We start from the raw sequence: 24,695 nt of genomic DNA on the forward strand, positions 1-24,695 counted from the left end.
ACAGCACTTCCGCACAACCCGTCACCGACCCGACACGGAGAGGTTTAGCGTCCTTCACCAGGTGACCGGCTCCCCACCGCCGCCCGGGCCAGGGGCGGCAGTCGGACACCACCGCCGAGAAAGGTCCGGCGGCGGCCCGCTCCCCCTGTGCGGGCCGCCGCCGGACGCGTCACCCGCCCCGTGCGGTCGTACGTCCGCTCCCCCAGGCGGCTCGTGGACCCGCCGTTCCTCCGGGGCGGAGTACGCCCCGGCGCCGCCCTGGCGGACGTACGGGACGTGGCGGGCGGACGAAAGGACGTGCAGTCCACGTGGCAGCGCACCGAAAACCCCGTCAGCGCTCGGCCGGCGGCAATACGGCCCGCACGGCATGGACGATCGCACTGGCGGGCGCGGCGACGGCGACCGGCTTCGACGGGACCGGGCACGCCGAGCCGCAGCTGACACCGGCACAGGTGAAGGCCGAGGTGGACCAGCTGTACCAGGAGGCGGAGGCCGCCACCGAGAAGTACAACGGCGCCAAGGAGCAGGCGGACGCCGCCCGGCAGCGGATCAGGAACCTCCAGGACCAGACCGCCCGCAAGACGGAGAAGCTCAACTCGGCACGAGAAGCGCTCGGCTCGATGGCCGCGGCGCAGTATCGCGACGGCGGCCTCGACCCGGCCCTCCAGCTCGCCCTCTCCGAGGACCCCGACCGCTACCTGGACGGCGCCGAGTTCGCCGAACGCGCCGGCAACCGGCAGGCCTCGTCCGTGGCGAGCGTCCGCAAGCAGCTCCGCGAGATCGAGCAGCTGCGCGGCGCCGCACACGTCGAACTGACCTCACTGAAGTCCCGCCAGGCCGAACTGAAGCGGCACAAGAAGACGATCACGGGCAAGCTGGACTCGGCCCGGGACCTGCTGACCCGACTGACCGCCGAGGAGCAGGCCCGTCTCGACGATCGCGTCACCCGTTCCTCGACCGGCGTCCGCGACGCCCGGGTCTCCCCCGGTTCCGCCGCCGCCCAGGCCCCCAACTCCCGCGCGGCGGCCGCCGTCTCCTACGCCTACGCCAAACTCGGCAGCCCGTACGTCTGGGGCGCGACCGGCCCGAACGCCTTCGATTGCTCCGGCCTCACGCAGGCCGCGTACCGCGAGGCCGGCGTCTCCCTGCCCCGCACGACCTACGCCCAGATCGACGCGGGCCGCCGGGTCTCCCGCTCCGAACTGCTCCCGGGCGACCTGGTGTTCTTCTACTCCGGCATCAGCCACGTGGGCATCTACATCGGCAACGGCCAGATGATCCACGCCCCGAACCCGTCCGCACCGGTCCGGGTGGCACCCCTGGACGAGATGCCCTTCGCGGGCGCCACCCGGGTGGCCTGACCCGCCTCGCGCTCAGACGAGTCGCCGTGCCGTCGCCCACCGCGTCAGCTCGTGCCGGTTGGACAGCTGGAGCTTGCGCAGGACCGCCGACACATGGGACTCGACCGTCTTGACGGAGATGAACAGCTGCTTGGCGATCTCCTTGTACGCGTACCCGCGCGCGATCAGCCGCAGCACCTCCCGCTCGCGCTGCGTGAGGCGGTCCAGGTCCTCGTCGACCGGCGGGGCGTCCGTCGACGCGAACGCGTCCAGGACGAACCCGGCGAGACGCGGCGAGAACACCGCGTCGCCGTCCTGGACCCGGAAGACGGAGTCGACCAGGTCGGTGCCGGTGATCGTCTTGGTCACGTACCCACGCGCGCCGCCCCGGATCACGCCGATGACGTCCTCCGCGGCGTCCGAGACGGACAGCGCGAGGAAGCGGACCGGCTGCTCTGCGTCCGCCATCAACGGAGCGCAGCGGCGCAGGACCTCGACCCCGCCGCCGCCCGGCAGGTGCACATCGAGGAGGACGACCTCGGGCCGGGTCGCGGTGATGACCGTGACCGCCTGGTCGACGTCCGCGGCCTCGCCGACGACCTCGACACCGGTCTGCTCGGTCCGGCCGATCTCGGCCTGGACTCCCGTACGGAACATGCGGTGGTCGTCGACGAGGACCACGCGCACGTGCCGCTCGGCCGCGCTCCCGCCGGTCGACTCCACGGACTCGTTCGCCTCGGTCGGCTCGCTCATGACGTCTTCTCCGCCCTCTCCATCTCCAGCTCGACCTCCGTGCCGCCGTCGGGTACCGCCCGCAGCCGGGCCGTACCGCCGTTGCGCTCCATGCGGCCGATGATCGATTCTCTGACGCCCATGCGGTCGGCGGGTATCGAGTCGAGGTCGAAGCCCGGACCGCGGTCCCGGACGGACACGAAGACGGTCTTTCCCTCGACCTCGGCGTAGACCTGCACGGCGCCGCCCTCGCCACCGTACTTGGCGGCGTTCACCATCGCCTCGCGCGCGGCCTGCATCTGTGCGGCGATCCTCTCGTCGAGCGGGCAGTCGCCGACGACCACGACCTCTATGGGAACGCCGTGCTTGTCCTCCACCTCGGCGGCGTTGCGCCGCACCGCGTCGGCGAGGTTGGCGGGTTCGTCGGCCTCGTCCTTGCCGGTGCCCTCGGGCTTGTACAGCCAGGTGCGCAGGTCGCGCTCCTGGGCGCGGGCGAGGCGGCGGACCTCGCCGGCGTTCTCCGCGTTGCGCTGGATCAGGGTCAGGGTGTGCAGCACCGAGTCGTGGACGTGGGCGGCGACCTCGGCGCGCTCCTGGGCACGGATGCGCATCAGACGCTCCTCGGAGAGGTCCTGGGTCATCCGGACCAGGTACGGCCCCGCGAGGAGCGTTATGCCGACGAGGACCGCGAGCGCCGCCTGGAGGACGGAGCCGAGGTGGGCGGCGGAGCCCTGGAGGACGAAGATGCCGGAGACGCCGGCCGTGACGAGGACGACCCCGCCCGCGGCACGCAGCAGGCTGAGGGTGCGCCGACGCCGCCCGACCTCCATCCAGCGGGCCCGGCGGGCGTTGTCCGCCTGGCGCCAGACCAGGGCGACGCCCGCGCCGACGAGGACGGCGGGCAGCAGGTACGCCTTGGCGCCGTTGCCCAGGTCCACGCTGCCGACGAAGACCATCGCCACGGCCACCATGAGCAGCAGCGCGACGATCTGCCCCTTGTCGGGCTTGCGGGCGACGAGTCTGCGGCGGCCGTCGGACGCGGTCTCGGTGGTGAAGGGGGGCGGCCTCTGCGCGTCGACCCCGCCGAGGCCGAGCGGCACGAAGAACCAGAACGCGGCGTACAGCAACGCACCGAGGCCGTCCGCCATGAACAGGCCGACGAAGACGAGCCGCACCCAGATGACGGGCAGGCCGAGATGCCCGGCGAGCCCCCGCGCCACGCCCCCGAGCCAGCGTCCGTCACTGCTGCGGTAGAGCTTGCGCGGCGGCCGCGGTTCGACGAGTGGCGCTGCTGCGGCTTCCGGCATGCCATCGATGTTCACACGCCCGGCCCAGCGAGGCATCAGGGTCGACCCCCTAGACTCCCCTGATCTTCGAGGCCCACCGCCTCGCACACCTCCCCCGCACCCGTCTCAGGGCCGATATCAGGGTCCGACCAGGGTCATTCCGACTCCCGCCGGGCCGACCCGCCCGTCACCATGGACACATGACTGATCACCAGCACGCCGCGGACCCCGTGCCCGAGCCGGACGACGCGCCCACCGCGGGCACGCCGACCGGCCCGGCACCCGCGAGCGCCGCGGGTGAGGAACCGCGCGCACTCCCCCCGCCGCACCGGTTCCGGCGCGACCGCCGGAACAAGATGCTGGCCGGCGTGTGCGCCGGTCTGGGCCGGCAGTGCGACATGGACCCGGTGTTCTTCCGGATCACCCTCGCCGTGCTCTCCGCGACCGGCGGCATAGGCCTGATCTTCTACGGCTTCGCCTGGCTCTTCGTCCCGTACGAGGACGAGGACGAGAACGAGGTGCGCAAACTGCTGACCGGCCGTGTCGACGGCCAGGCGCTGACGGCCGTGCTGTTCGCGCTGGTCGGCTGCGGCGTGTTCCTGACCCTGCTGAACAACGGCGGTGTGCTGGCCTTCGCCGTCGTCCTCTCCCTCCTCGTGACCGGCGCCGGCTACTGGTCACGGCACCGCGGCACCCCCGACCCGGACCCACTCGCCGCCCAGGCCGTCGCCGACGCCCCGCCGGAGGCGCAGGCCCCGCCGGTCCCCGCCGCCTACCCCTCCTGGTGGCGCGACCCGATCGTCAAGGACGGCACGCACGAGGGCGGCACGGGCTATCTCTGGGGCCCGCGCGACTCCCGCGACCGCGACATCGCGGCGGCCGTCACCATCGGCCTCGGCGGCGCCTGGAGCAGCCGCCAGGACATACGGGCCCGACGCTCCCAGCAGCCCAAGCCCCGCGGCCCCCGCTGGATCGGCGGCTGGGTGTTCCTGCTGGCCCTCCTCGCGGGCGCCCTCGGCACGGGCGCCACCTGGGAGGACCACGCACTCGGCACCAGCCTCCAGACGGGTCTGGCCTGCGCCCTGCTGGTCATAGGCCTGGGCATAGCGATCAGCGCCTTCCTGGGCCGCACGGGAGCGGGCTCCGTCTTCCTGGCGATCATCACCGCGTGCCTGCTGGCCGCCTCCGCCGCCCTGCCCAAGGACATCAGCACCCACTGGGTCGAAAAGAACTGGCAACCGGCAGCGGCCGCGGACGTACAGAACCAGTACGACCTGGGAACGGGCGTGGGCACCCTGGATCTCACCCGGCTGAACCTCTCCAAGACGCAACCGATCACGACGAGGGCCGATGTGGGCGTAGGCAGGCTGAAGGTGATCGTCCCGAAGGACGCGACCGTGAAGGTGAGCATCGACGTGGGCGTGGGAGACATCCAGCTCCCCGGCGAGGACAAGCAGGACGTGGACGTGGCACCGGGCAAGCACAAGGAACTGACCCTGAACCCGCCCACGGGCACGAAGAGCGCGGGCACGCTGGACATCGATCTGAGCGTCGGAGTCGGACAGGCGGAGGTGAGCCGTGCTACGTCATGAGTTCCAGCCCGGCAGGCTGGTGGCCGGCGCCTTCCTCACGATCGCGGGCATCGTCTACGCCGGAGACGCGGGCGACGCCTGGGAAACCCCGTGGTTCGTGGTGATCCCCCTGGTCATCGGCGGCCTCTCCCTGGCAGGAGCGACAGCCCTCCTGACCCGAGCGATACGCAAACGCCACCGCACACCCCAGCCACCCCCACGCCCCTGACCACCCGCACCCCCACCGACGGAGGCTGAGCGGCCCGCCCGAGGAGGCTGCGCGGCGACCTACCGATACCCGCCCAACCGCTGCCGTCGCCGCCCCCGCAATGCGGCATCCAGCGAGAACACGGAAGCACCAGCGAGCACGAGGGGCAGGCCATCAAGTAGGCGAGGTTACTTGCGTATTGCTGTTGTAGGGTGACCAACCATGAAGCCTGTGCGTGTACTGATCGCCCTCAGGATCAGCAACGAGACCGACGCGTCCACCTCACTGGAGCGGCAACTCCAGGACTGCACGGCCTACGTGAACGAGAGGCAGCATCTCGGGTGGCAGGTGGTGGGAGTAGCCAGAGACGCTCACATCTCCGCCACCAAGTCACACCCCTTCGAGAGACCCGAACTCGGGGAGTGGCTGAACAACCGGGCCCCAGAGTTCGACCTGTTGCTGTTCTGGAAGATGGACCGGTTCGTCCGCAAGGTCGTCGACATGCAGGACATGATCAAGTGGGCGACTGCGCACGGCGGCAAGGCATTGGTTTCGGTCAAGGAACCCGTGCTCGACATGGTCGGCCCTTTCCGGCACGTCATCATCGACCTGTTCGCGGCCATCGCCGAGACTGAAGCTCAGAACATCTCCATGCGAGTCAAGTCGTTCCAGAGCTACGCCAAGTCGAAGAACGTCTGGGCCAAGGGAAACCCGCCCTACGGCTACGAGTCCTTCCGTGACACCGACGGCGCGATGAGGCTTCGGGTTCGGGAGAATCAAAGGCAAGTCATTCAGGAGATGTACAAGCGAGTAGTCGAGGACGGAGACCCCTACTCGACCATCTGTGACGACTTCAATGCCAGAGGGATTCTCTCTCCTGCGGGCGAGAGGATGTCGGAGCGTCGAAAGAAAAACGGCGCATCCATGCCTGTATGGCGGAGCCGTACCATCACGAACATCCTGAGGTCAGAAACCATCCTCGGCTGGAAGTGCGAAGAGGTGAAGGTTCCCGGCAAGAAGTACGGGGTATCGCAAGCCATCCTCACTTCCGAAGGGAAGATCCGGATGGCAGACCCCATCCTCAAGGACGATGAATGGGCGAAGCTCCAGGACGAGATGAACGGGCGCCCCAGTGCCGCCCGTCGCTCCACGAAGAACACGACCGCCTATCGCGGAGTTGTGCTCTGCGGCGGATGCGGCAGGAACCTGTACCTCTTCAACCCGGAGCGGCAGCAAGGCAAGCCGGTGTACCGATGCAACAAGTCAGCAAATCGGGAGTCCTGCGGCAAGGGGTACGCCTTCCGGGCCGAGAAGGTGGAGGAACTTGTCGAGACGATGATCCTCGGAACCATCGGAGACTTCCCGATGCATGAACGCCACTACGTCAAGGGGTCGAACAACTCTCAGAGGCTGAAGGAGATCGAGGAGTATGTGACGGAACTCCAGAGGTCCATCCGCCCTGGCGGGAAGAACTCATCGGGATTCGCGAAGAAGGCAACGGAAGAAGAGATTGCAGCTCTCTACGAGGAACATGATTCCCTGGCGGCCGATGGAGACAAGCCGGACAGGTACGAGTACCGGGACACCGGGGAGACCTTCCGTCACATGTGGGAGAGGAACAAGGGCAATGAAGCCGAGAGGACACGTCACCTGCTGAAGGCAGGAATTACTATCCAGCTGCATCCACTCACCAAGGGAGTCTCCAACACCACCGACTTCGCAGCAGAGGTGGATCTAGGGAATCGAAGTGAGCCATTCACTATTCACTGACCCAGAGGGCATCCCACTCGAAGGGGATGCCCACTAATACTAGTGACATCTAGAGACTCTTATCCGTGGGGGGTATATACAACCCCCACAATAAATAAGTACGTGTCCTTCACTGAAGTCCGGGACAGAACTCACAAGAGTGAGAGCAGGGTCACGCGGTGACCGGAAGAGGCTCCGCGAGCCCCTCAAGATCCTTTATTCCGCAACCGGAATAGTCCCGAGTCGGCGTGGACGAGGAACAACAGCCTACGTAGCGTCGATCAGCAAGGGCCTCACCAGGGGCCGCAGACAAGGGGGCACCATGGCACGTGCAGAACTGATCCGTCTCACCGGCAAGTTCGACGGACCCAACTGCGATGACGACGACTGCCCGAACGTCTACCGCACGGCAAGCGGCTCCATCGTGGTGCAGGGAGGTGTCTCCACGGCCTTCCAACCGCCCGAGGGTGAAGCCCTGGTGGAGATCCCAGAAGCGGTACTCAGGGAGGCTGTACGTGCTCTTGGATGGTGATGAGTGGCGCAGGACGTTCGACGCCTTCCAGCACGACGCCTGGAGGTTCGAGGCTCAGCCCACGTACACCATGCCTAAGGAGACCGAGAACGTTGCTCGGTTCCTTCGAGGTGAGCCCAAGCCAGCCGCCCACAACTCCCGCTGGCATGAGCGCGTTCACGGCTACGTGGCATCGGGCCGGAAGATAGGGCGAGTACGGATCGTACGACAGCCATTGACGGACTATCAGCGATACCAGTTCGCTTGGGGAATCCCCGGCAACATCCAGGCCGGAGAAGATATCCGCGTGCTGGATGTCACGCACGACGACTACGGCCTACCGCTCTCAGGAACCGACTGGTGGATGTTTGACGAGACTCAAGTGGTGCACCTCAATTTCCGTCTGGATGGGACACAGATCAACCGTGAACTGTTCGCTGGAGACATCACTCCATATCTGGAGTGGAAGCGCATAGCCCTGGCCCACTCCGTACCGTTCTTCGAGTACGCGAAAGAAGCCGAGTGACGAGTGACGTTCGAGCCTGAGCAGCTAGGGCAGTCGAGAATTGATCTGGCAGAAAAACTCCGTGAGTTGCGTAAGCAGGCCGGTCTCACAGGCGATCGGCTTGCACGGCGCTGCAACATGTCTCAGAGTCAGATCAGCAAGTTCGAGACCGGCAAGAAGACACCGAAGCTGGTTGACGTCGAACGCATCCTTCGGGCGCTGAACGCCCCCTCTGAGCTGGTCACGGAGATCACCGCCCTTGCTCGAATCGCCAACACCGAGTGGCAGGACAAGCGCTCTTCCTGGCGCAGGGGGATGGAGAAGCGTCAGGCGGAGTTGGCCTCATTGGAGTCCGAAGCGACGGAGCTGCGATATTTTCTGCCAGCGATGATCACTGGGCTGTTGGCGACCCCAGAATACATCCGTGCCAGCCTGAGTCACACACCGGGCGACCCTTCCAAGACCGTTGCCAGGAAGCTGGAGCGTCAGGCCGTCCTATATGACACGGCGAAGACGTTCACGTTTCTCCTCACGGAACAGGCAGTAAGGTGGGCGACCGTCCCACACCCCGCCCTGGCCGTTCAGATTGGCCGCCTCACGTCACTCTCCCACCTTCCCAATATTCGTATGGGAGTTATCCCGTTGGGGACGGTGATACCACGAGGACCGATGAACACCTTCACGGTCTATGACGACCGATTGGCCACGGTCGAGAACTTCACCGGCCGCATGGTCTTTCGTGATCCCCGTGACGTCTCTGAGCACCTCACCGTCTTTACCTCGTTCGAGCGTTGTGCTCTATTCGGAGGCGAAGCAAGAGAGTTGCTTGAGCAGTGCGCAGACCACTACCGATGATCTTTAGTCCGCAACGGGAATAGTGATCGGCACTGCCCGCCGGCCGGTGGACCATGAATGGGTCACGAATCCGGGGAGGACTGATGGCGAGCACACAGCAACCTCAAGGCTACGGACTCACCGAACTGCCGCCAGAGCCAAAAGCGGTATCAGGATGCAGTACCTGTCTCGGCATCTGCGTACGGCGGCGAAATTCACGGTCGAGAGGCGACTACAGCGCCGTCTCCGATACGAACGTCGAGCTGCGCCAGCACCACGCCGAGGCGCACAACTCATGAGTGATGACAAAGCACTTGGGCTTTTCGACGACCGCCCCTTGATGACCCTGCGCGTCTCTCGCGACTCAGGGAGGACCTGGGAGCCCGAGCGAACCGTGTCCACGACGGACGATCTTCACCCCCTCATCACGCTCGCCTGGCCTCCCTGTCAGTGCACAAGGTGCACGGAGCGCGGCAAGTCCTGAAACCCGTACAGCATCGAAGGAACTTGCCCCTGCGGCCCCTGCAAGGGATTCCCGCCCTCATTACCCCCGGGTGCCCGTCTCAGGCACAGCGAAGAGCGTCTCAGAAACCTTGGTTTACGAGACGGTGGACAGCGGGGCCCACCGAGCCCCCTGGAGGTGTCCAAAACCCGTCTCGCAACTAGCCGAGCCGGGTTGTTATTTTGAGACGAGTTATGAGACAGTCGAGACATGGCGGCGGACAGCACCACCAGTCACCTCATCGGCTATGCCCGAGTCTCAACCGACGACCAGGAGGCACAGCTCCAAAGGGATGCCCTCACCGATGCGGGATGCTCTCGGGTCTTCGAAGACAAGGCATCCGGCAAGAACACCGATCGCCCTGAACTGACAGCCGCACTCGACTACCTGAGAGCGGGAGACACCCTCATCGTCTGGAAGCTCGACAGGCTTGGCAGGTCCCTCATCGACCTTGTGAGCATCGTTGACGGCCTGAGGGAACGTGACATCGGCTTCAAGGTGCTGACAGGGGCTCTCAGCGCCGTAGACACGACCTCCGCCGACGGCCGTCTCTTCTTCCAGATCATCGCCGCCATGGCGGAGTTCGAGCGCTCCCTCATCAAGGACAGGACCAAGGCCGGACTGGAAGCGGCCAAGGCGCAGGGGCGCACCGGGGGACGCCCCACGGTCATCACTGATGATCTCCTCGCCGTCGCCAAAGCAAGGAAGGCCAAAGGCGAGAGCGTCAGCGTTATAGCGAAGGCCCTAGGAGTGTCCAGGGCGACGCTGTACCGGCATCTGCCCGACTAGGAGCGGCTCCGACCTACTGCCAGGAACCCGCCTGGCCTCGTCCACGCCGTCGGCGCCTGATCAGGGCATCCAGCGACCAGTAGGGCGCTCCCGCCAGCACCAGCGGCACCCAGCAAAACATGTACGGGAGGTCATTGCCGTAGTAATAAGGATCGGAGGCCCAGCTCACCGTCAGCCACAGGCTCAGCGAGATCAACGCCCCACCGAGCGCCGCCAGACGGGCGAACAGCCCGATGAGCGTGCCGATCCCGACGGCCAGTTCACCGAACGCGATGGCGTAACCGAAGCCCACGGGGTTGTCCAAGGCCATGTCCACCATGGCCGGGATGGCAGAGGAGTCCCGAACGGCACGCATCATGTCGCCGATCGACCCCGCCCCGGAGTCCTTCATGAAGGCGCTGTCCGTGAGCTTGTCCAGCCCGGCATAGATAAAGGTGACGCCGAGGAAGACGCGGAGCGGAAGCAGGGCGTAACGGCTGGCGGTGTCCCGCCAGCCACGGTCGCCGTCGAGATAAGGGGGGTACGCGTCCGTGTGCATACCGTGAGTCATCGCCCGTAGCCGCCTCTCGCCCGCCGTGCCGTGACCCCTCGAACGACGATACGTACGCAATCGCTTCGCCGCTCAACCATGCAGCCCGTATTCTCCGCCGCCCCCGTCCCCCTGAAAACCCCGCGCCCCCACCAACCTCAACAAAACCCGACGCCCCCACCCGACCGTCCTCCAGCGGCTCCGCCCCTTCACCCCACCACCCCTCGGGCTACCGCCCCAGACCCCGCATCGACCTGAACGGCCTCGTCCTCAAACTCCCCCAAGCTCTTCGAGCAGGGGCACCCCCAGACGGGCCGAAGTGGTACGGACCGGCGTAGACACGTGCTGAAGGATGCGGCCGGCGTCGAGGGATGCGCCCGCCCCCGCCCACGACGGCAAGGGGCCGCGCCGGGGGTGTCCGCCCGCAGCGGCCGGCGTCAGGACACAGCACCCTTCCGAGGCACAGCAACCGCCGGACCGAGGACGGACACCCCCGGCGCGGCCCCGACCCACCCACCGGACCACCGGCGCTACACGAACCCCCAACCCACCGGACCACCGGCGCTACACGAACCCCCACCCACCAGCAACAGGCCGCCGCAGGCAGAATTCCGTCACTCGGTCACGTCGGTCACGTCGATCACGTACCGATTCGTCTCGACCCCCACCGCGGTCACCACCTGCACCTCCACCCGCCCCGGCTCCACATCCGCCGGCACCGGCACAGTCAGCACCGCATCCGTCGGATTACTGAACCCCCCAGCCACCGGCACCAACGGCACATGCACATGCACCGCCCCGACCCGCACCACCATCCGCGACAACCGATCCGCCCCCTGCGCCCCGGGCGGCACAAACCCGGCCCCACGAATCTCGATGTCGTCCCCGGTCCGGATCGGCGCGTCCAGATCGCCCGCCTCCCGCGCGCGCACCACGGAAAGAATCACCGGCCGACCCCCCTCCGCATACTTCCCGGCCACATACGTCGCCGCGGACACCAGCACCACCACAGCCAGCCCCCACGGCAGTTCCGGCAACTGATCCGGCCGCCGCCCCAACCGCACCGCCGCGAACAGCAGCGCAACCCCACCGATCACGACGTACTGAATGTCCGCGAACGCCCCCCGCCCCGCGTCATCCGTCAGCAGATCCGCAGCCCGAGGCCGATGCGCCCGCACCTTCTGCAACCGCTGCCCCAGCACCCGCACCCCGACGACCCGCCGCACCAGCACCGCGATCGCGCACACCACGGCGAGCACGGTCACCACCCCGGCCCCCCGCGCCAGTTCGAGACCCGAGATCAGCGCATCGCGCTCCGCGTGCCCGGACGCCGCCGCCAACCGCCCCACCAGCACGAGCACGGCGTACGCGACGAACAGCACCCACGCCCCGGCCACCGCCCGCGACGTGGACAGCCGGTTGTCCTCACCGATGACCGGCGCCAGCGCGCCACCCCGCGCCCGGTGGAACCACGACGCCGCGGTCAGCGCCCCGGCGGTCACCACGGCCGCGAGCAGCCCGGCGGTACGCGCCGCCGTCCACCCCGCCCCGATCGCCGTGAGCGCCTGCACCAGCAGCAGCGCGACCACGAGCCCCCAGACGACGCACGCCGTACGCCACCACAGCCGCGCGAGCCACGCGGCGCCCTCGGCCCGCCCCCGCTCGGCAACATGCTCCGCCGACTGCGTCAGCTCTTCGGACACCCACTGCCGGGAGGCCGACACCGAGTGCGCCACCGCCGCCGGCAGCCCCTGCCCGGCCGCGAACTCGTCCCGCTTCAGCAGGAACTCGGCGACCGCCCGCCGATGCCCCGCCCGCGCCCCGTGCGGGCAGTCCCCACAGGTACAGCCGCCCCCATGCGCGCCCAACACCGCGCCGCCCTGCCCAGCCTCCTGCACCGCCACGCCCGACGCCCGCCTTCCTGGAACTTCCCGACCCACAACGCACAACGCACAACACACAGCCCGCAACCAGCGACGAGCAACCCGCCACCGGCCTCCGGCCACCAGCCATCCGCAACCGACCGCCCATACCCACCGAGCGGCCACATCACCCCATGGCCTTATAACCCACAACCCCACCGCCGGCAGCCGCATCTCACATGCCGGCCACGACCGATTCCGACAGCCGCCCGCACCGCAGCCGCAGGCCCACACAACTCCCCTACGACGACAGCGAATTGTGCCGTACGCCACCCACCCCCCGCCCGGCAGGTCCGGTCGACGCGGGTGATGAAAGCGCCCCCCGTGTTGACCCGGCTGCGAGAATTCCCGTATGGCCGAGATCATCCAGCGCGACGGGACCTGGGCCTTCGACGGCGCAACGGTCCGCATCACGCCGGGCCTCCACCGCTCTGTGCCGTTGTTCCGGCAGACGTACGGAGAGATCGCCGTGCCCCTCGAAGCCGTCGCGGGCATCGTCTTCGAGCCCGAACGCAAGCGCGGCCGGCTGCGCATGCGGCTGCGGGAGGGTGCCGACCCGCTGCTCCACGCGACCGGCGGCAGGCTGCCGGACACGGCGGATCCGTACCGGCTGGCGGTGGACATCGACCGTGCGGGGGTCGCCGAGTACGTCGCCGAGGAGATCCGCCGCGCGCTGCTCCTGGACCAGATCCCCAAGGACCCGACCAAGGCCTACCTCCTGCCCGGCCCGCCCGTCCCGGTCTCCGTCCGCTCCTCCGACGGCACGGTCTCCTTCGACGGCACCCAGGTGCGGATCGACTGGTCCGACACCTCCGACCGGGTCAAACGGGCGACCGGCCCGCGGATCATCAGCGTGGGCGACCTGGTCCAGGTCGAGTGGCTGCCCAACTCCGGCTACGAGGACGGCTTCCTGCGCTTCGTGACCCACGAGACGGTGTTCTCCAAACTGCCGCCGGAGAAGGACCCGTACGCCCTGGACCTGTGGGGCAGCGCCCGCCGCGACCTGCTCACGGCCCTGGTCGCGACCGCGATCACCGCCCGTCTGCCGCACCCGTCCACCCGCACGGGCGTCGACCCCGCGGACCGCCCGCAGCTCGCGGCGGCCGTCCCCCGCCCGGCCGACCACCACGACGTACTCCTGCGCAGACTGCGCGAGTTGGGTGAACTGCACCGCGACGGCGTCCTCACGGACGAGGAGTTCGCGATGACGAAAGCGGTCGTCCTACGTGGCTTCTAGCCGCACCTGAGAGAACACACCCGCGGCACCACCGCCGCACCCCGCCCCACCACGCCCCGCGGCACCACCGCCGCACCCCGCCCCACCACGCCCCACCACGCCCCAAGCCCTGTCACAGCCCCCGTCAGCTGAGCAGATCCGGCTCGCTCCGGCTGATGTCCTGCCACAGCGGCTGATAGTTGATCCACGCCACCAGATCCCCGCCCAGCTGCTCCCGCGTGGCCACGGCCTGCCGGTGCTCGATCAGCACCGGACGTCCCGCCGCCCTGGCGGTCAGCTGGACCTGGCAGGACCGTTCCATGGACAGGAACCACCAGGCCGCAGCGTCCACGGAGTCGCCGACGGTGAGCAGGCCGTGGTTGCGCAGGACGAGCGCCTTGTGGCAGTCGAGCGCGGTCGCGATGCGCCTGCCTTCCATGGCGTCGACGGCGACGCCGGAGTAGGCGTCGTAGAGCGCGTGGTCCTCGTAGAAGGCGCAGCTCTCCTGGGTGATCGGGTCGAGCAGGTCGCCGAGCGCCGCGAGGGCCCGACCGTGCACCGAGTGACAGTGCGCGACCGCGACGACGTCGGGGCGGGCGGCGTGGACCTGGGAGTGCACGGTGAACGCCGCCTGGTTGACGTGGTAGCGGCCCTCGATCACCTGGCCCTCGGAGTTGGCGAGGACCAGGTCGCTGACGGTGACGTGCCGGAACGGCATCCCGAACGGATTGACCCAGAAGCAGTCGCTGAACTCGGGGTCGCGTGCCGTGATGTGTCCGGAGACCCCGTCCTCGAATCCGAGCCGCCCGAATATCCGCAGCGCGCCGGCGAGCCGCTCCTTGCGATGCCGGCGCTCGTCCTCGACGGACTCGTGCATCGGCGGCATCGCGAACCGCAGCTGGTCGGTCGGCAGCGGCGAGGGCGGAATGGGCCCGAGGGGCGTCCCGTGCATGTGTCCTCCCGCACTGGGTTGCTTACGGGGCGGAAGTTACCGTCGGTCAGCGCAGGAGAACAGAGATGTTCTGTAAAGATCCCACTACCCGGACAGCGGAAACCGGACAGAAGATGTCGGGTATGGGGCCCAGACTGGCCGTATGACAGTGAACTGGGCAGCTCTCACCGAGGCGGAACCGGACTTCGCCCGCACCGCCGAGGAACGCTTCGGCGCCTTCACGCACCACGTCCTCGCCACCCTCCGCAAGGACGGCTCGCCCCGCACGACCGGCCTGGAGGTCCGTTTCCTGAACGGTGAGCTGTGGCTCGGCATGATGCCGGACTCGCTCAAGGCCCTCGATCTGCGCCGCGACCCCCGCTTCGCACTCCAGGCGAACCCCGGCGAGGGCCAGTCCATGGGCGGCGGCGACGTGCGGATCGCCGGGCGGGCGATCGAGGTCGAGGACCCGGCGCTGAGGGCCGCATACACCGAAGAGGCGGAACCCCCGGAGTCGTCCGAGCCGTTCCACCTCTTCCGCACCGAGCTCACCGAGGTCGTGAGGACCTACGTCGAGGACGACAAGTACCTGGTCGTCCAGATCTGGCAGCCCGGTAGGCCCCTGCGCACGATCAAGCGCACCTAGGACACCTACGTGCCGAGGGCCCATGAAGGCCCGGCGGGCCTACTCCCACTCGATGGTGCCCGGCGGCTTCGAGGTCACGTCGAGGACGACACGGTTGACGTCCCGTACCTCGTTGGTGATCCGGGTCGAGATCCGCGCGAGAACGTCGTACGGCAGTCGCGACCAGTCGGCGGTCATCGCGTCCTCGGACGAGACGGGCCGCAGGACGATCGGGTGGCCGTAGGTCCGGCCGTCACCCTGCACGCCCACGCTGCGGACGTCCGCGAGCAGGACCACCGGGCACTGCCAGATGTCGCGGTCGAGGCCGGCCGCCGTGAGCTCCTCACGGGCGATGGCGTCGGCCTCGCGGAGCAGGTCCAGGCGTTCCTTGTTCACCTCGCCGACGATGCGGATACCCAGGCCGGGCCCCGGGAACGGCTGGCGCTGGACGATCTCCTCCGGGAGCCCGAGCTCCTGGCCGACCATCCGGACCTCGTCCTTGAACAGCTTGCGGAGCGGCTCGATGAGCTGGAACTCCAGGTCCTCGGGGAGGCCGCCCACGTTGTGGTGGGACTTGATGTTGGCGGTGCCGGTGCCGCCACCGGACTCGACGACGTCCGGGTACAGCGTGCCCTGCACCAGGAACTCGACCGCCGGGCCCGCGTCCGCGATGATCTCGGCCTGCGCCTGCTCGAAGACGCGGATGAACTCGCGGCCGATGATCTTCCGCTTCTCCTCGGGGTCGGAGACCCCGGCCAGCGCCTTGAGGAACCGCTCCTCGGCGTCCACGACCTTCAGCTGTACGCCGGTCGCGGCCACGAAGTCCTTCTCGACCTGCTCGGTCTCGCCCTTGCGCATCAGGCCGTGGTCGACGTACACGCAGGTCAGCTGGGAGCCGATGGCCTTCTGGACCAGCGCGGCCGCCACGGCGGAGTCCACGCCGCCGGACAGACCGCAGATGGCGCGCTTGTCGCCGACCTGCTCGCGGATGGCCGCGACCTGCTCGTCGATGACGTTGCCGGTGGTCCAGTCCGGCTTGAGGCCCGCGCCGCGGTACAGGAAGTGCTCCAGCACCTGCTGTCCGTGGGTGGAGTGCATGACCTCGGGGTGGTACTGGACGCCGTAGAGCTTCTTGTCGTCGTTCTCGAAGGCGGCGACCGGGACGACGGCCGTGGACGCGGTGACGGAGAAGCCCTCGGGGGCGGCGGAGCAGGCGTCGCCGTGCGACATCCACACATGCTGCTCGGCCGGGGTGCCCTCGAAGAGGGTGGAGGACGACTTCGACACGTGCAGGTCGGTGCGGCCGTACTCGCGGGCGCCGGTGTTGTCGACGGTGCCGCCGAGGGAGCGTGCCATCAGCTGGAAGCCGTAGCACATGCCGAACACGGGGACGCCAGCCTCGAAGATCTCACGGTCGAGGCCGGGGGCGCCCTCCTCGTACACGGACGAGGGGCCGCCGGAGAGGATGATCGCCGCCGGGTTCTTGGCGAGCATCTCGGCCACCGGCATGGTGCTCGGCACGATCTCGCTGTAGACCCGGGCCTCGCGGACGCGACGGGCGATGAGCTGGGCGTACTGCGCGCCGAAGTCGACGACCAGGACGGTGTCGGGGGCGGCGGGGTTCGCTGATGACACGGGTTGCCTTCCGGCGTTGAGCGAGGTGTGTGTGAGGCCGAGTCTACCGGGATCCGGTGGGCCCCCCCTCGGGCCAAGCCCTGTCTCAGGATGCGAACCGGCTTGGACAGCCACGTGCCGCGCGGCATACTGGCCCCATGCTCACGCAGACGACCTTCCTCTTTACCTATGGCACCCGGCCCGCCGGCTGCCATGGTCGTGCCGCTTGAGCAACTGACAAGCGACTTCCCAGGCGCCCCGGGCCGACAAGGCCCGGGGCGCCTGGCGTTTTCCGGGTCCTGTCGCCCCGGGGCACCGACCGCCGAGACCCAGAACCGACGAGGAGCCCCCATGACCGCGACCGACGTGACCGGTGCCCGTACCCCCGAGGCCGCCGATGTGATCACCGGCGCCCGCGAGCGCATCGACTCACTGGACGACCGGATCATCGGTCTGATCCAGGAACGCATGGCCGTGTCGGCCGTGATCCAGGAGGCGCGGATCGCTTCCGGCGGCCGACGCGTGAACCTCTCCCGGGAGATGGACGTCCTCGGCCACTACAGGGACGCCCTGGGCAAGCCGGGCACGGCCCTCGCCATGACGCTGCTCGAACTGTGCCGCGGTCGCATCTGAGTTCGGCCGCCCTCTCACCCGTACGGCGCGTGACGCCTCCCGGACCGCTTCGTTGGTACCGGTGTCCGTGCCAGCCAGGGGCGGGCCCGAAAGAACCACGCGTGGCTCGCTGGAGCGATGAGGCGGACGGATCACCGTGCGCCGTGGGACCTCGCTCCAGGTAAGTGACCGGACGGCAGGGGACAGCAGCCCGGTCACCCTAGAGAACGGTCGGCTCCGGGGACGCCCGGGGCCGGCCGGCGGAACGGGCGGGAGAAGCCCCGTAGTCCCACCGCCGGTCCCGTCATCGCCGACCTCACCGCTTCACATCCCGCCGCGGACCTCCGGACCGCGGCGCCCCGGACCCGCGGCGCAACCCCCGGCGCCGCTCCCAGGCACCGACGCTGCCCTGACGTCGGTGCTGACGAAAGAAGGGCCCCGCGGATCCGTCCCGCGGGGCCCTTCTCATGCCGTACCGGCTGATCAGCCATCCCGTCATGTGCGAGTCACGATGCCGCATTCGGTCTCGGCGGTGGCCTCGTCCAGCCCCTTGCTGCGGTCGTACGGATCCCGGGCCGCTCCGGACGGCTCGGGGCTGTCGTACAGGTCGGCCAGGAACATGGGGTGGATCAGACCGTCGCTTCGCGCACAGTCGTCGTTGGCGATCTCGCTGTTGACGTTGAACACCCAGATGCGGCCCTCGGTGCCCTGGTATTTCACGGGGTCGGAGACGTCCACCTCGACGACCCGGCGGACGATCGTGCGAGCCACTTCATCGCCGCCACCAGCTCTGGCCAACGGATACACGAAGGTGTAGTCGGCCCGGATCAGCGCCTTGCCTGCGCCCTCGCCGGGTTCGACCGTCATACGGCCACGGAGCCGCACTTCGCCGCCCGCCAGTTCTACCTCCTTCGGGTCGAAGCGGGTGAAGGTCCACTTCGGATCGCCGTCGGCGGTGGGGCGCCGCAGCTCCGCCCGCATCTGGGAGAGGTAGCCCTTCTGCAAGGGGTCGATGAGCGCCAGCGCCTTCTTCGGCTGGGCGCCCCGGAGCACATCCCGGTCAAGGTTCGAGGCGACCAGGAACTCCTTCGTGAGACGCAGGGCCGTTTCGATCCGCGCGGCGGAGACCCCGCCGACGGCCCTCGCCTCCGGCACCTCGATGGCGTCCGGGCCAGCCGCCCATCGCGCGGCCGGCGACCCGGCGAAGGGCCGGGAGCGGGTGGGAGTGCCGACCGTGCCGGCGGGCGCGGTGCTGGGGGCAGCGGTCTCGGCGGGCAGCGGTGACGCGGCGGCGGCCGCGGCCTCGGCTCCCCCGGTGCCCAACGGGTCGCCGGGTATGAGTGACGGCTTCACCGCCACGACGGCCACGGCGACGGCGAGGGGCACACCGAGGACCGCCCACAGCCGACGGCGCCGGGCGGCCCGCCCGTTCATCTCCTGCCAGGCGGGGCCGGTACGCCACCCGGGCGGCGACTCACCTCGCGCGTCCTGCTGCCGGAGTCGTTCGGTGACCATGCGGGCGCGCGCAGAGGGTTCCTTGGGCGCCGCAGCACCTGCGTCCCGCTCGCTGTCCTGGACGAACTTCTCCCACTCGGCGTCGGATATGGACGACGAGGACGACTCCGCTCCCTCTTCGGAACCGGGTCTGGGACCTTCTGATGGTCTGTCAGCCATGAGTTCTGAGTTCTCTCGTGATCTTCTGTCGGGCTGCGAAGCGTACGTCAGCCCTCGGGCAGGGCTCCCGGTGCCGTCGTTGCGACGGGGTCGCCGGGTTGCCATGCCGCAGAGCTCCCCGACCCGCATGTGCACGACGGACGTGGCGTCCGCCGATCCGGCGAACGCGATCGGCGACTGTGTGGAGCGGGTCCGGCGGCCGTCGTCGCCCGCGTTCATCGTGCTCGGGCCCGGCTCGTCCGACGGGATGAGTGAGGTGTCGATCGTCCTCCAGCGGCCGTCCTTCGCACGGAAGTTGACCGGCTCGGTGGGGAAGCGGGGGGTGCAGGTGCCGTCCGCGTTCCGGGTACGTGCGCCGCCGTTCCTCGCGCTGTCCGGTGATCTCCTTGCCGCGCTTGACGTCGAGGCCGTCGGGCGTGGCGGCGCCGGGGGCCTTCGTCGGGCTCACAGGCCCCGGATCGGGTGTCCTCGCCGTGCTGGGGAGCCCGGTGATGCCGGCTGCCTCGTCGGCGGGGAGTTCGCCGTTGGCCGGTGAGCGGTCCGTCGTGACCGCCCTTCGCGGAGGCGTCCGTCGCGTCGGTGGACGCCAGGTGTCGGCCGCCGACCGCCGAACCCCATGACTGATCGGGCGCGTCTTCGGCGGAGGAACCGCCCGTCGACGGGTCAACAGCCAGTGCGGACTGCTCAGTTCCGGCGATCACGGGTCAACACAGGGCCCACGTCCCTGACGTGATGGCCGTCACATGACAAGAGTCTACAAATCGGGATGACCGACTCTGTGACACAGGCCACATAAGAAATCCGTTAGGTAAGGCACAACCATTCGCAGGTGTCACCGATCAAACCCTGCGAATCAAGGGCCACAGCCGCGCCCCACACGCGGGGGCCTCCCTACAGCGCGTGCTGCGGCATCGCAGCACTCCGGACTTTCCGAGGTCTTCATGAAGCTTCGCCGTGCACTGGCCGCCGCGGCCACGACGGCCGTCATAGCCCCGATCGCGCTGCTGTCGGCGCCGGCTGCGTTCGCCACGGGTGAGACCACCTCGACTCCGACGGCGTCGGAGAGCACGCCCGCCGAGGCCGAGACGACTCCGGCCGAGGCCGAGACCACCCCCGCCCAGGAATCGACCGCCCCGGCGGAGGAGGCCACCTCCACCGCGGAGGCCACGCCCACCGGGAACGAGAGCACTCCGGCGGAGGCCGGGACGACTCCGGCGGAGACCGAGACCACCCCCGCCGGCTCCCCGTCGCCGAGCGCCAGCGAGAGCGCCCCGGAGGAGGTCGACTACTGCGAGGAGGGTGACGAGGACTCCGTCTTCCTCGACGAGAACCTGCGCAGCGGTCTGTCGGGCCTGCCCGAGACGATCGTTGCCGGCAGCGGCTGGACCAACTTCTCGTTCAACGTGTCCAACTCGGGCGACCAGGACATCAAGAACATCAAGCCGCTCATCGGCGTCGCCGCGTTCGGCTGGGACAAGGACTACTCCGGCGAGATCACTGTCCAGGTCTTCCAGAAGGCTTCCGGCTCCTGGCAGACGCTGGCGGACGCCGCAGGCGAGGGCGCGACGTTCTCCTCGTTCGCGCTCGACGCCGGCCAGTCGACCTCGTTCAAGCTGCGCCTGAAGGTCAGCGGCAAGGTGCCCGACTCCCTCGGTCTCACCGGCGGCTTCGCCCAGTACTCGGACGCCGAGGGCTGCTGGGTCGCCGACGACCCGAACGGCTGGGTCTACTTCTTCGACATCCTCGCCGCGGGCTCCGACGCCGGTGACCCGCCGGACGCCAAGCCGCAGACCGGCGGCCAGAAGCCGATCAAGGACGTCAAGGAGGTGGACGCCACCGGCGAACTCGCCTCCACCGGCTCCGACTCCAACCTTCCGGTCATCGGCACCATCGGTGGCATCGCCATCGTCGCCGGCGCCGGCGTCGTGTTCGCGATGAAGCGCCGCAAGGTGGGCGCGGAGGCGTAAGCCTCGGCACAGCTTCACGCAAGCCGGAGAAGGACCTGCGCTCGGAGGGGGGCGCAGGTCCTTCTCCGTGTACGGCCGCTTTCGCCGGCCGCTACTTCTTCGGGGGCACCGCCGGTATCCCCAGGAAGGGCAGCTTCAGCGCGCCGAAGGCCTCCGCCGGGACCGCCGGGGACTTCGGCTCGACCGGGTTGAGGCGTTCGTACGCCGCTCCCTGCGCCGGGCGCTGGTCGGCCTCGCCGTTGTTGGGCCAGTACGACATCGCCCGCTCGGCCTGCGCCGTGATCGTCAGGGACGGGTTCACGCCCAGGTTGGCCGACACCGCCGCCCCGTCGACGACCGAGATGCCCGGGTGGCCGTACAGCCGGTGGTACGGGTCGATCACACCGGTCTCCGGCGAGTCGCCGATCGGGCAGCCGCCGAGGAAGTGGGCGGTGAGCGGGGTGCCCATGAGCTCGCCGACGTTGGAGCCGGCGAAGCCGTTGATGTCGGCGGCGATCGCCGAGGCCGCCTCCGAAGCCGCCCTGATCTGCTTCGGGTTGGGGGCGCCGTGGCCCTGGCGTGCCGTCAGAAGGCCCTTGCCCACGCCGTCCGGCTTCAGGTACGTCGTCAGCGAGTTGTCCAGCGACTGCATCACCAGGCCGATGATCGACCGCTCCGACCAGCGGCGGTTGGACAGGGAGCGCAGGACCAGCAGGGGGTGCCGGACCGCGTTCGCCAGCCAGCCCGCGACCCGCGAGGAGCCCTCCGCGTAGGGGACCTGGAGGATCGACAGGCCGCCCATCGAGTTGGAGCCCTTGCCGTAGCGGACCGGTTCGATGTGGGTGTTCTCGTCGGGGTGGATCGAGGACGTGATGGCGACGCCGCGGGTGAAGTCGACCTTCGCCTCGCCCGTGGCCCTGCGGTAGCGCCGGTTGTCGGTCTGCGCGCCGACGAGGGCCTCGGAGTTGGTGCGGGTCAGCTCGCCCAGCTTCGAGGAGAGGTGGGGCAGTTGCCCGCCGGCCTTCATCCGGTGCAGCAGGGTCTGGGTGCCGTACGTCCCGGCCGCGAGGACCACCCGGCGGGCCTTGAACAGCCTGCCGTTGCCCTTCTTCTTCCCGTCGGTCGGCAGCGTCGCCACCGCGTACCCGCCCTGCGAGTCGTCGGTGACGGAGACGACCGTCGTCATGGGATGGACGACCGCGCCCGCCTTCTCGGCGAGGTAGAGGTAGTTCTCGTTCAGGGTGTTCTTCGCCCCGTGCCGGCAGCCGGTCATGCACTCACCGCACTCGGTGCACGCCCTGCGCGAGGGGCCCGCCCCGCCGAAGTACGGGTCGGCGACCTCCTGACCCGGGGTGACCCGGACCTCGCCCTCGGCGTCCTCGCCGTCGCCGAAGAACACGCCGACCGGTGCCATGTGGAAGCTGTCGCCGACGCCCATCCGCTCGGCCGCGGCCTTCAGGTGGACGTCGGAGGGGGTCATCGTCGGGTTGAGCCGTACACCGAGCATGCGCCGGGCCTGGTCGTAGTACGGCTTCAGCTCTTCCTGCCAGTCGGTGATGTCACGCCACTGCGGGTCGTCGAAGAAGGGCTTCGGCGGTACGTAGAGGGTGTTGGCGTAGTTGAGGGAGCCGCCGCCGACGCCGGCACCCGCGAGCACCATGACGTTGCCCAGCAGGTGGATGCGCTGGATGCCGAACATGCCGAGCCTGGGGGCCCAGAGGTAGTTCCTGAGGTCCCAGGAGTTCTTGGGCAGGGTCTCGCGACTCCAGCGGCGGCCCGCCTCCAGGACGCCGACGCGATAGCCCTTCTCGGTCAGCCGCAGGGCGGTGACGGAACCGCCGAAGCCCGACCCGACGACGATGACGTCGTAGTCGTATCCGTCGTGATCCGAGCCCTCGTCCTGTTTTTGGGCGGAGTTCTCCTGTGACACGTGCTCTCCTCGTTGAAAGCGGTGGTGCGGTGGGGCTCGCGACAGGCCCTGGGCCTAGCGGAAGCGGAATGCCTTCATCAGGCGCAGGCTGCGGCTCATGAACTGCGCGTACTTCTCGTCGTCCATGCCCAGCGACGGCGCCATCGGCAGCAGCCGCTGCTGGGCGACCGTCTGGGCCTCCGTGTACTTGAGGATGCCCTCGGAGCCGTGGCGGCGGCCGAGGCCGGAGTCCTTCATGCCGCCCATGGGCGACTGGACGCTGCCGTACGCGGAGGCGTAGCCCTCGTTGACGTTCACCGTGCCGGTGCGCAGGCGGGCGGCGACCGCGCGGCCGCGGCCGCCGTCCTTCGTCCAGACCGACGAGTTGAGGCCGTACGGCGTGGAGTTGGCGTGCTCGACCGCCTCGTCCTCGGTCTTGAAGCGGTAGATGGACACGACCGGGCCGAAGGTCTCCTCGGAGCAGACGGTCATGTCCGGTACGACGCCGTCGAGGATCGTCGGCTCGAAGAAGTACGGGCCGATGTCCGGGCGTGCCGCACCGCCCGCGACGAGCGTGGCGCCCTTCGCGACGGCCTCCTCCACGTGCCGGGTGACCGTCTCCAGCTGGCGCTCGCCGACCAGCGAGCCCATGTCGGCGCCGTAGGCGAGGGACGTGCCGAGCCGCATCGCCTTGGTGCGGGCGGCGAAGCGCTCCACGAAGGCGTCGGCGATCGACTCGTGGACGTACAACCGCTCGATGGAGATGCACAGTTGGCCGGCGGAGGAGAAACAGGCGCGGACGGCGCCCGCGGCGGCCTTCTCGATGTCGGCGTCCTCAAGCACCAGCATGGCGTTCTTGCCGCCGAGTTCGAGGGAGACGCCGACCAGCCGGGCGGCGGCGCCCTGGGCGACCTGGCGGCCGGTGCGGGTGGAGCCGGTGAAGGAGACGTAGTCGGCGTGCTTGACGACCTCGGGGCCGACGACCGGGCCCTCGCCCAGGACGACCTGGAAGACCTCGGCGGGCAGCCCGGCCTCTATGAGCAGGTCGCGGGCCCACAGGGCGGTCAGGCAGGTCTCCGTGTCGGGCTTCATGACGACCGCGTTGCCCGCGACGAACGCCGGGAGCGCGTCACCGACGGACAGCTCCAGGGGGTAGTTCCAGGGGGCGATCTGGCCGACGACGCCGCGCGGGTGGCGCAGCTCGGTGACCCGGGTGAGCGTGGGCACCGCGCCCGCGTGCCGCTTCGGCTTGAGGTAGGCGGGTGCCTTACGGCCGTAGTGGCGGGCCGCGACGGCGATGGCCTGCACCTCCTCGTGCGCGTGCAGCCTGGCCTTGCCCGTCTCCAGCTGGATGAGGTCGAGGACCTCGGCCTGGCGCTCCAGCACCAGGTCGTGGAAGCGGAGCAGGACGGCGGCACGGCGGCGCACCGGGACCTGGGCCCAGACGGCCTGCGCCTTACGGGCCGCCTCGAAGGCCCGCTCCACGTCCTCGGGCGTGGATTCCGGCAGGTCGGCCAGCTTCTCGCCGGTGAACGGCGTGTGGTTCGCGGTACGGCCGGAGCCGACCACGCCCTTGGTGAGCTGGGCCACCAGTTCCGGCGTGACCACGTCGGCGGCGGTACGGGCGCCCTGCGGGGCGGGGGCGAGGGGGTTGGTGCCGGTCTTGGCCGGGGCCTGCGCGTCCGTCATG

At 69.1% G+C, this 24,695-nt stretch carries 21 protein-coding genes; 12 read left to right on the plus strand and 9 right to left on the minus strand.

Features of this window, described 5'->3' with window-relative positions; all coding sequences use genetic code 11:
- Positions 1-308 precede the first annotated feature (308 nt).
- Positions 309-1,361, plus strand: a complete 1,053-nt coding sequence (locus AC3ETA_RS07535) for a C40 family peptidase (RefSeq protein WP_432192009.1) — start codon at positions 309-311, stop codon at positions 1,359-1,361.
- 12 nt (positions 1,362-1,373) lie between these two features.
- Here the strand turns inward: AC3ETA_RS07535 and AC3ETA_RS07540 are convergent, their stop codons facing one another.
- Together AC3ETA_RS07540 and AC3ETA_RS07545 are read right to left on the minus strand one after the other, a co-directional pair.
- On the minus strand, positions 1,374-2,093 hold the full coding sequence (locus tag AC3ETA_RS07540; RefSeq protein ID WP_269643694.1) for a LuxR C-terminal-related transcriptional regulator: 720 nt from the start codon (positions 2,091-2,093) through the stop codon (positions 1,374-1,376).
- Positions 2,090-3,415 (minus strand): ATP-binding protein, encoded by a 1,326-nt coding sequence (locus tag AC3ETA_RS07545; RefSeq protein ID WP_432192010.1) that lies wholly within the window; start codon positions 3,413-3,415, stop codon positions 2,090-2,092. The genes AC3ETA_RS07540 and AC3ETA_RS07545 overlap by 4 nt, the downstream gene beginning before the upstream one ends.
- 143 nt (positions 3,416-3,558) lie before the next feature.
- On the opposite strand from AC3ETA_RS07545, the gene AC3ETA_RS07550 reads away from it, so the two are divergent.
- The 7 genes from AC3ETA_RS07550 (at position 3,559) to AC3ETA_RS07580 (ending at position 10,027) form a co-directional block, all read left to right on the plus strand.
- A complete protein-coding gene (locus AC3ETA_RS07550) occupies positions 3,559-4,950 on the plus strand; it encodes a PspC domain-containing protein (protein WP_432192011.1) in 1,392 nt (463 codons plus the stop codon).
- Positions 4,937-5,158 carry a hypothetical protein gene (locus tag AC3ETA_RS07555; RefSeq protein WP_381634919.1) on the plus strand — a complete coding sequence of 74 codons (222 nt, stop codon included), beginning with the start codon at positions 4,937-4,939 and terminating at the stop codon, positions 5,156-5,158. The genes AC3ETA_RS07550 and AC3ETA_RS07555 overlap by 14 nt, the downstream gene beginning before the upstream one ends.
- Before the next feature lie 201 nt (positions 5,159-5,359).
- Positions 5,360-6,907: a recombinase family protein gene (locus AC3ETA_RS07560; RefSeq protein ID WP_432192012.1), complete on the plus strand. Its 1,548-nt coding sequence runs from the start codon at positions 5,360-5,362 to the stop codon at positions 6,905-6,907.
- Positions 6,908-7,208: 301 nt separating this feature from the next.
- Complete coding sequence (locus AC3ETA_RS07565) at positions 7,209-7,418, plus strand: hypothetical protein (RefSeq protein ID WP_432192013.1); 210 nt, start codon at positions 7,209-7,211, stop codon at positions 7,416-7,418.
- Positions 7,402-7,923 (plus strand): DUF6879 family protein, encoded by a 522-nt coding sequence (locus AC3ETA_RS07570; RefSeq protein WP_432192014.1) that lies wholly within the window; start codon positions 7,402-7,404, stop codon positions 7,921-7,923. Before AC3ETA_RS07565 ends, AC3ETA_RS07570 begins: the two co-directional genes overlap by 17 nt.
- 3 nt (positions 7,924-7,926) lie before the next feature.
- Positions 7,927-8,757: a helix-turn-helix domain-containing protein gene (locus AC3ETA_RS07575; protein WP_432192015.1), complete on the plus strand. Its 831-nt coding sequence runs from the start codon at positions 7,927-7,929 to the stop codon at positions 8,755-8,757.
- Positions 8,758-9,448: 691 nt separating this feature from the next.
- Positions 9,449-10,027, plus strand: a complete 579-nt coding sequence (locus tag AC3ETA_RS07580) for a recombinase family protein (protein ID WP_432192016.1) — start codon at positions 9,449-9,451, stop codon at positions 10,025-10,027.
- A 13-nt stretch (positions 10,028-10,040) separates the two neighbouring features.
- Here AC3ETA_RS07580 and AC3ETA_RS07585 read toward each other — a convergent pair whose 3' ends face one another.
- Both AC3ETA_RS07585 and AC3ETA_RS07590 read right to left on the minus strand, forming a co-directional pair.
- On the minus strand, positions 10,041-10,577 hold the full coding sequence (locus AC3ETA_RS07585; RefSeq protein ID WP_432192017.1) for a DoxX family protein: 537 nt from the start codon (positions 10,575-10,577) through the stop codon (positions 10,041-10,043).
- Between the two features lie 593 nt (positions 10,578-11,170).
- A complete protein-coding gene (locus AC3ETA_RS07590; RefSeq protein ID WP_432192018.1) occupies positions 11,171-12,460 on the minus strand; it encodes a hypothetical protein in 1,290 nt (429 codons plus the stop codon).
- A gap of 370 nt (positions 12,461-12,830) precedes the next feature.
- Between AC3ETA_RS07590 and AC3ETA_RS07595 the strand changes: the two genes are divergently transcribed.
- Complete coding sequence (locus AC3ETA_RS07595; protein ID WP_432192019.1) at positions 12,831-13,715, plus strand: DUF4429 domain-containing protein; 885 nt, start codon at positions 12,831-12,833, stop codon at positions 13,713-13,715.
- 124 nt (positions 13,716-13,839) lie between these two features.
- Here AC3ETA_RS07595 and AC3ETA_RS07600 read toward each other — a convergent pair whose 3' ends face one another.
- Entirely contained in the window at positions 13,840-14,646 is an 807-nt protein-coding gene (locus tag AC3ETA_RS07600) for a class II aldolase/adducin family protein (protein ID WP_030947911.1), read from the minus strand.
- A 142-nt stretch (positions 14,647-14,788) separates the two neighbouring features.
- Between AC3ETA_RS07600 and AC3ETA_RS07605 the strand changes: the two genes are divergently transcribed.
- Complete coding sequence (locus tag AC3ETA_RS07605) at positions 14,789-15,271, plus strand: pyridoxamine 5'-phosphate oxidase family protein (protein ID WP_432192020.1); 483 nt, start codon at positions 14,789-14,791, stop codon at positions 15,269-15,271.
- A gap of 39 nt (positions 15,272-15,310) precedes the next feature.
- On the opposite strand, the gene guaA is transcribed toward AC3ETA_RS07605, so the two are convergent.
- Complete coding sequence (guaA, locus tag AC3ETA_RS07610) at positions 15,311-16,885, minus strand: glutamine-hydrolyzing GMP synthase (protein ID WP_432192021.1); 1,575 nt, start codon at positions 16,883-16,885, stop codon at positions 15,311-15,313.
- 192 nt (positions 16,886-17,077) lie between these two features.
- On the opposite strand from guaA, the gene AC3ETA_RS07615 reads away from it, so the two are divergent.
- The gene (locus AC3ETA_RS07615) at positions 17,078-17,497 is read left to right on the plus strand and encodes a chorismate mutase (RefSeq protein WP_432192087.1); all 420 of its coding nucleotides are present in this window, start codon (positions 17,078-17,080) and stop codon (positions 17,495-17,497) included.
- 474 nt (positions 17,498-17,971) lie between these two features.
- Here the strand turns inward: AC3ETA_RS07615 and AC3ETA_RS07620 are convergent, their stop codons facing one another.
- On the minus strand, positions 17,972-19,150 hold the full coding sequence (locus tag AC3ETA_RS07620; RefSeq protein ID WP_432192022.1) for a hypothetical protein: 1,179 nt from the start codon (positions 19,148-19,150) through the stop codon (positions 17,972-17,974).
- 941 nt (positions 19,151-20,091) lie between these two features.
- Between AC3ETA_RS07620 and AC3ETA_RS07625 the strand changes: the two genes are divergently transcribed.
- Positions 20,092-21,117: an LPXTG cell wall anchor domain-containing protein gene (locus AC3ETA_RS07625; RefSeq protein WP_432192023.1), complete on the plus strand. Its 1,026-nt coding sequence runs from the start codon at positions 20,092-20,094 to the stop codon at positions 21,115-21,117.
- A gap of 91 nt (positions 21,118-21,208) precedes the next feature.
- Here the strand turns inward: AC3ETA_RS07625 and AC3ETA_RS07630 are convergent, their stop codons facing one another.
- Entirely contained in the window at positions 21,209-23,026 is a 1,818-nt protein-coding gene (locus AC3ETA_RS07630) for a GMC oxidoreductase (RefSeq protein ID WP_432192024.1), read from the minus strand.
- 54 nt (positions 23,027-23,080) lie between these two features.
- Positions 23,081-24,694, minus strand: a complete 1,614-nt coding sequence (locus tag AC3ETA_RS07635) for a succinic semialdehyde dehydrogenase (RefSeq protein ID WP_432192025.1) — start codon at positions 24,692-24,694, stop codon at positions 23,081-23,083.
- Position 24,695 lies beyond the last annotated feature (1 nt).

This window comes from Streptomyces sp. bgisy027 (assembly GCF_057710365.1).

Coding starts and splice junctions, on each gene's coding strand:
- AC3ETA_RS07545 (WP_432192010.1), bottom strand. CDS start 3,415: ATGCCTCGCTGGGCCGGGCGTGTGAACATCGATGGCATGCCGGAAGCC.
- AC3ETA_RS07635 (WP_432192025.1), bottom strand. CDS start 24,694: ATGACGGACGCGCAGGCCCCGGCCAAGACCGGCACCAACCCCCTCGCC.
- AC3ETA_RS07560 (WP_432192012.1), top strand. CDS start 5,360: ATGAAGCCTGTGCGTGTACTGATCGCCCTCAGGATCAGCAACGAGACC.
- AC3ETA_RS07600 (WP_030947911.1), bottom strand. CDS start 14,646: ATGCACGGGACGCCCCTCGGGCCCATTCCGCCCTCGCCGCTGCCGACC.
- AC3ETA_RS07625 (WP_432192023.1), top strand. CDS start 20,092: ATGAAGCTTCGCCGTGCACTGGCCGCCGCGGCCACGACGGCCGTCATA.
- AC3ETA_RS07585 (WP_432192017.1), bottom strand. CDS start 10,577: ATGACTCACGGTATGCACACGGACGCGTACCCCCCTTATCTCGACGGC.
- AC3ETA_RS07620 (WP_432192022.1), bottom strand. CDS start 19,150: ATGGCTGACAGACCATCAGAAGGTCCCAGACCCGGTTCCGAAGAGGGA.
- AC3ETA_RS07550 (WP_432192011.1), top strand. CDS start 3,559: ATGACTGATCACCAGCACGCCGCGGACCCCGTGCCCGAGCCGGACGAC.
- AC3ETA_RS07615 (WP_432192087.1), top strand. CDS start 17,078: ATGGTCGTGCCGCTTGAGCAACTGACAAGCGACTTCCCAGGCGCCCCG.
- AC3ETA_RS07605 (WP_432192020.1), top strand. CDS start 14,789: ATGACAGTGAACTGGGCAGCTCTCACCGAGGCGGAACCGGACTTCGCC.
- AC3ETA_RS07595 (WP_432192019.1), top strand. CDS start 12,831: ATGGCCGAGATCATCCAGCGCGACGGGACCTGGGCCTTCGACGGCGCA.
- AC3ETA_RS07540 (WP_269643694.1), bottom strand. CDS start 2,093: ATGAGCGAGCCGACCGAGGCGAACGAGTCCGTGGAGTCGACCGGCGGG.
- AC3ETA_RS07565 (WP_432192013.1), top strand. CDS start 7,209: ATGGCACGTGCAGAACTGATCCGTCTCACCGGCAAGTTCGACGGACCC.
- AC3ETA_RS07580 (WP_432192016.1), top strand. CDS start 9,449: ATGGCGGCGGACAGCACCACCAGTCACCTCATCGGCTATGCCCGAGTC.